Source organism: Chamaesiphon sp. OTE_8_metabat_110 (assembly GCF_031382685.1).
Classification (GTDB): Bacteria; Cyanobacteriota; Cyanobacteriia; order Cyanobacteriales; family Chamaesiphonaceae; genus Chamaesiphon.
In genome coordinates, this window is sequence record NZ_JANMZA010000094.1 from 1 (window position 1) to 5,207 (window position 5,207).

At 48.9% G+C, this 5,207-nt stretch carries 4 protein-coding genes and 1 pseudogene; 4 read left to right on the forward strand and 1 reads right to left on the reverse strand.

Annotated features, from left to right (window positions below):
* Positions 1-1,036: pseudogene (locus tag RMO52_RS03470) on the reverse strand (hypothetical protein); the annotation flags it as partial.
* Positions 1,037-1,532: 496 nt separating this feature from the next.
* Between RMO52_RS03470 and RMO52_RS03475 the strand changes: the two are divergent.
* The 4 genes from RMO52_RS03475 to ilvC all read left to right on the forward strand — a co-directional run.
* A complete protein-coding gene (locus tag RMO52_RS03475) occupies positions 1,533-1,736 on the forward strand; it encodes a hypothetical protein (RefSeq protein WP_310410859.1) in 204 nt (67 codons plus the stop codon).
* Positions 1,737-1,839: 103 nt separating this feature from the next.
* On the forward strand, positions 1,840-2,889 hold the full coding sequence (locus tag RMO52_RS03480; protein ID WP_310410863.1) for an Mrp/NBP35 family ATP-binding protein: 1,050 nt from the start codon (positions 1,840-1,842) through the stop codon (positions 2,887-2,889).
* A 191-nt stretch (positions 2,890-3,080) separates the two neighbouring features.
* Entirely contained in the window at positions 3,081-4,334 is a 1,254-nt protein-coding gene (rodA, locus tag RMO52_RS03485) for a rod shape-determining protein RodA (RefSeq protein ID WP_309738705.1), read from the forward strand.
* Between the two features lie 225 nt (positions 4,335-4,559).
* Positions 4,560-5,207, forward strand: a 648-nt coding sequence (gene ilvC, locus RMO52_RS03490) for a ketol-acid reductoisomerase (protein ID WP_310410866.1), incomplete at its 3' end; no start/stop codon positions are given.

A 5,207-nucleotide genomic window follows, 5' to 3' on the forward strand; every position in this document is an offset into this window, starting at 1 on the left:
ACGTTCCTTGTCTTGCGCCCTGAAGCGCATGTTTGAGCCGTTCTTCACTCGATCGCCTCCGATCGTTCGATCGGAGGCGATCGTCATCGATGCTATTGATGATATCGGCATTTTTGGCAATCAGTCCTAGTGCAATCCCTACCAACGACATTGACATCAGTGACAACGCAAAGTTTGGGTCGTACAAATTGGCGTTGACACCCTGCAAAATCAGCCAACCAACTAGCAAAGGTAGCACGATCGTCGTCGGTATAAATCTTCTGGCAATATCACCACCCATTAGATTTGCCGTGAGCGATCGCATCCAGACGCGATCGCTTCTAAGTGCCAACATTCCCACCGCTAACACCACGAAACCCACAGCGGTATGTAGTGCCATCGAGGTCGTCAACATAGTAAATTGATAAAACACTCGGACATTGTAAGCGTACCCCACCACAGCTTGAAGCGCGATCGCCCCCACGATTAGTGCTAAACTTTGGGCGATCGCGATCGTGTCCACTCGGACTCGGTGCTGTGGACGCGACGGTGGTCGTTGGCGAAGCCTATCTGAAGGATAATCCTGAAGATTCAACAGCCACAGTGCTGCACCTGTCAAGCCAAAATTGACTGCTGTATTGACACCCATCCGACCCGGATACGATGTGGCTGGAGAACCCAGATCTTTGAATATGAGTTCGTCGATGCCCAGATTCCATCCGAAGACATATTGACAAATGGTCAGAAGTGCGGTGAGGGCGATGGCGATCGTCAAGCCATTGACAATTCGAGCCTTGAGCGGACTGCGAGTGTAAGCTAGCAGCCTCAGCGAGATCCCCGCCCCCACGAAACAAAGAGCGGTATTGACTTTCATCGTCGCCGCTCCTGGGATGAAACTCTTGAGCCATCCCAGGTCTAATATCCAGCCAACTAAGACCGCACAACCGACGAAAATCACTGTCAGACTGGCAATCCGCGCTATTTGTTGCCCCTGCCGTTGCGTACGAACATCGCTCGCAGAACTGCTGTCAATGGTAAATGCGTCCGATATTTTCACGATCGATGATGAGGTAGTGGCTCGGGCAGATAGATGTCAGGGGGGAAGCCAAGAAGTTCGATTCTCCAGAGGAGAGGCTACGCCAACGAACGAGTCTTCAAATATCGGCTGGATTTCAGTGTAGTTATGACAACATCGGATCGTGACATCCAGACACACAAATGGGTCGGGTAACTTAGTGTGCAATTGTCTCGTGTGAGAACGAAATCAAAAGATAGATCTTATGTTTATCACCCTATCAGAAATGAATTATTTTCTCTATGCGGGTTTTCCCAATCGATCGACGATCCCCATTGAGGATTCCCGTATACTCGTTAGTTCAGAATCAAATCCATCCTCCAAATCTTAAATAAAATTAACGGTACAACTGTAGGGCATCGCAATCCTTTGGCTAATCGATCGGCTGTAGGAGCGAGCAAGTAGTGATTTAGAGCAACGATCGAGCCATGAAATAGATGATTTATTGTAAAATAGCAAAAATACCTCCCGTGAGAAAATGTTTGCAGCAGTTGAAGACATTGAATCGGCAATTCTCAAACTCTCCCCACAAGAGTTAGGCAAACTTGCAGAATGGGTTTTAGATTTAGACGAACAGAATTGGGATAAACAAATCGAACGAGATGCTGCCGCAGGGAAACTAGATTCCCTGGCAAGAGAAGCATTGGCAGAACTGGAAAGCGACGAGAGCCGGATGCTCTGACGCACCAAACCTCATTTTGCTAAGGAGGCTATTTCCAGCTAAGATACCGACGGTGTGATTTAGGTTATAGACTAAATCCAGAGTCGAAAATATATAAATACTGATGTTAGACCGTAGTGCCGTTTTAGAAGTACTCAAACCAGTTCAAGACCCAGAATTGCAAAAGAGTCTGGTCGAGCTGAATATGATTCGGAATATTCAGGTAGATGGTGGCTTAGTCAAATTTACCGTCGTACTAACGACCCCTGCTTGCCCATTGCGGGAATTTATCGTCGATGAATGCAAACAGGCAGTAAAAACGCTTCCAGGCGTGACGGATGTCGAAGTTGAAGTAACTGCCGAAATTCCCCAGCAAAAGGGATTGCCAGACCGGGTAGGCATCGATCGCATCAAAAATATCGTCGCCATCTCCAGCGGTAAAGGGGGCGTGGGCAAAAGTACCGTAGCGGCAAATGTAGCCGTCGCCCTGGCTCAATTGGGTGCAAAGGTCGGTCTACTCGATGCCGATATTTATGGCCCCAATGCACCGCTGATGTTTGGTTTGAGCGATATTCGATTGGTACCGACGGCAGATGGTAGCCTCGAACCAGCCTGCAATCATGGCGTCAAACTAGTATCGATGGCATTTTTGATCGATCGCGATCAGCCCGTAATTTGGCGCGGGCCGATGTTAAATGGGATCATCCGCCAATTCTTATATCAAGTTAACTGGGGCGAACTAGACTATCTGATCGTCGATCTACCACCGGGAACGGGTGACGCTCAACTCACCCTCGCGCAAGCCGTCCCGATGGCAGGAGCCGTAATTGTCACCACACCCCAAACCGTCGCCCTCGCCGATGCGCGCAAAGGCTTGCGGATGTTTGAGAAATTTACCACCGTGCTGGGCGTTGTCGAAAATATGAGTTATTTTATTCCTCCAGATATGCCCGATCGACAGTATGATATTTTCGGTTCCGATGGTGGCGAAAAATTTGCCGCCGAAGTCGGTGTCCCCCTACTCGGGCGCATTCCCCTCGAAATCCCCGTCCGCACCAGCGGCGATACTGGTATCCCGATCGTCATCGCCGATCCCGAATCCGCCTCAGCCAAAGCGCTAACAGCCATCGCCAAATCGATCGCAGGCAAAGTCTCGATCGCCGCTTTGGGCTAGGTATTAGGCTTTAGATATTAGGCTTTAGGGAATAGGGAATAGGCTTTAGATATTAGGCTTTAGGTTTTGGGCTTGATAGAGATCGTCCATTATTACCCATTACTTTTTACCTTTTACCTTTTACCTTTTACCTCTTCCCCCATTTCCCATTTCCCCCTACCCGCTACCCTTTCCCCTTTCCCCAATTTCCCATGTACAAATCCTCATCAAATCGATCGCCCTGGCGAGATCTGTTTATTCATTGGCAACAGATGGACTGGCTGCTGTTGCTGATGACTGTAGGTTTAACTTTCTTTGGCGGTGTGATGATTCACAGTACCGAGTTAAATCAACCAGTGGTTCATTGGCTGCAACACTGGTTGGTGGGTGGAATTGGTTTAGCGATCGCATTGGGAATCGCCCGGATCTCTTACAATCATTTACTGCGCTGGCACTGGGTTACTTATGGTTTGAGTATTGGTTTGCTAGTGGCGGTTGACTTTCTAGGCAATAGTGCCAAGGGGGCGCAACGATGGATTAATATTGCAGGGCTGACAGTCCAGCCATCAGAGTTTGCCAAAGTGGCGCTGATTATTACGTTGGCAGCAATTTTACATCGTCGTCCAGCGAATACCCTGCCGACATTTCTCCGGGCATTGGCAATTACCGTTCCACCCTGGTTGTTGGTATTTATTCAGCCAGATTTGGGGACATCTTTGGTATTTGGGGCGATCTCGCTGGGAATGTTGTACTGGGCGAATGCCAATCCCGGCTGGCTGGTGCTACTCGTATCGCCGCTGATGGCAGCAATTTTGTACAGCTTGAGTATCCCCCTGTGGATTATTTGGGCGGTCTTGATGGGGGTAGTTGGCTGGTTGACATTGCCTTGGCGATGGGTGAGTTCTGTAGTGGCATTCGGGGTGAATATTGGCTTTGGTTTACTCGGACAGGTATTTTGGCATATTCTCAAAGAATATCAAAAAGACCGTCTTATCGTCTTTCTCAATCCTGAGAAATATCCGCTCGGTGCTGGGTATCACTTAATTCAATCCCGAATTGCGATCGGAGCAGGAGAGTTTTGGGGACAGGGACTCCATCAAGGTACCCAGACGCAGCTCAATTTTATCCCCGAACAGCATACCGATTTTATCTTTTCGTCGATCGGGGAAGAACTGGGTTTTGTCGGCGCGATTTGTTTGCTGGCAACTTTTTTCTTGTTCTGCTGGCGGTTGCTCCGAGTCGCCTGTCAAGCGCCTAATAATTTTGGCTCGCTGCTGGCGATTGGCGTATTTGCGATGATTGGTTTTCAAGTGATTGTCAATATCAGCATGACAATCGGGATTGCCCCCGTAACAGGGATACCATTACCGTGGATCAGCTATGGTGGCTCGGCACTCATTACCAATTTTATCGCGATCGGGTTGGTAGAATCTGTCGCTAATTACCGTCGGAAATTTAGTTTGTAGGGAGATGGGAGTTGGGAGTTGGGAGTTGGGGGACGGGGGACGGGGAGACGGGGGCACATTTTATTCCCTAAAACCTAAAACCTAAAACCTAAAGATCGCGATCGCTCTACCGTGACATGGTAAAATGCTTTGCCTGCGGCAATACATGGCGAGTGAATCTACACTCGCTGGTAACGCTAGAGTAGGAAATATTAGAGATAATTACAGGTTAAGGAGAGATCGATCGTGGCCAAGATGTATTATGATGCCGATGCTAATTTAGACCTATTAAACGGCAAAACTGTAGCAATTATCGGTTATGGTTCCCAAGGTCACGCTCACGCTCTCAACCTGAAAGATAGTGGCGTCAAAGTAATAATCGGTCTCTACCCAGGTAGTAAATCGGCAGCCAAAGCCGAAGCCGAAGGTTTAGTCGTCAAAACAGTCGCCGAAGCATCAGCCGCCGCAGACTTGATTATGATTTTGCTGCCCGATGAAGTCCAGCGGGAAATTTATGAAAAAGAGATTAAACCAAACCTGAGCGCGGGTAAAACGCTGGCTTTTGCCCACGGATTTAACATTCACTTCGGGCAAGTCTTGCCACCAGCAGATGTCGATGTCATCATGGTCGCGCCTAAAGGCCCCGGACATACGGTGCGCTATGAGTACCAAAAAGGTCAAGGGGTACCTGCTCTATTTGCTGTCTATCAAGATGCCTCCGGTCAAGCACGCGATCGAGCGATGGCTTATGCTAAAGGCGTTGGTGGTACCCGTGCTGGTATCCTCGAAACCACATTCCGCGAAGAAACCGAAACCGACCTCTTCGGCGAGCAGGCAGTATTATGTGGCGGCTTAAGCGCCTTAATTAAAGCCGGGTTTGAAACGCTCGTCGAA

Bases quoted from the DNA above. Each gene is read 5' to 3' on its own strand.
- RMO52_RS03475 (WP_310410859.1), top strand. From the start codon at position 1,533: ATGTTTGCAGCAGTTGAAGACATTGAATCGGCAATTCTCAAACTCTCC.
- RMO52_RS03480 (WP_310410863.1), top strand. From the start codon at position 1,840: ATGTTAGACCGTAGTGCCGTTTTAGAAGTACTCAAACCAGTTCAAGAC.
- rodA (WP_309738705.1), top strand. From the start codon at position 3,081: ATGTACAAATCCTCATCAAATCGATCGCCCTGGCGAGATCTGTTTATT.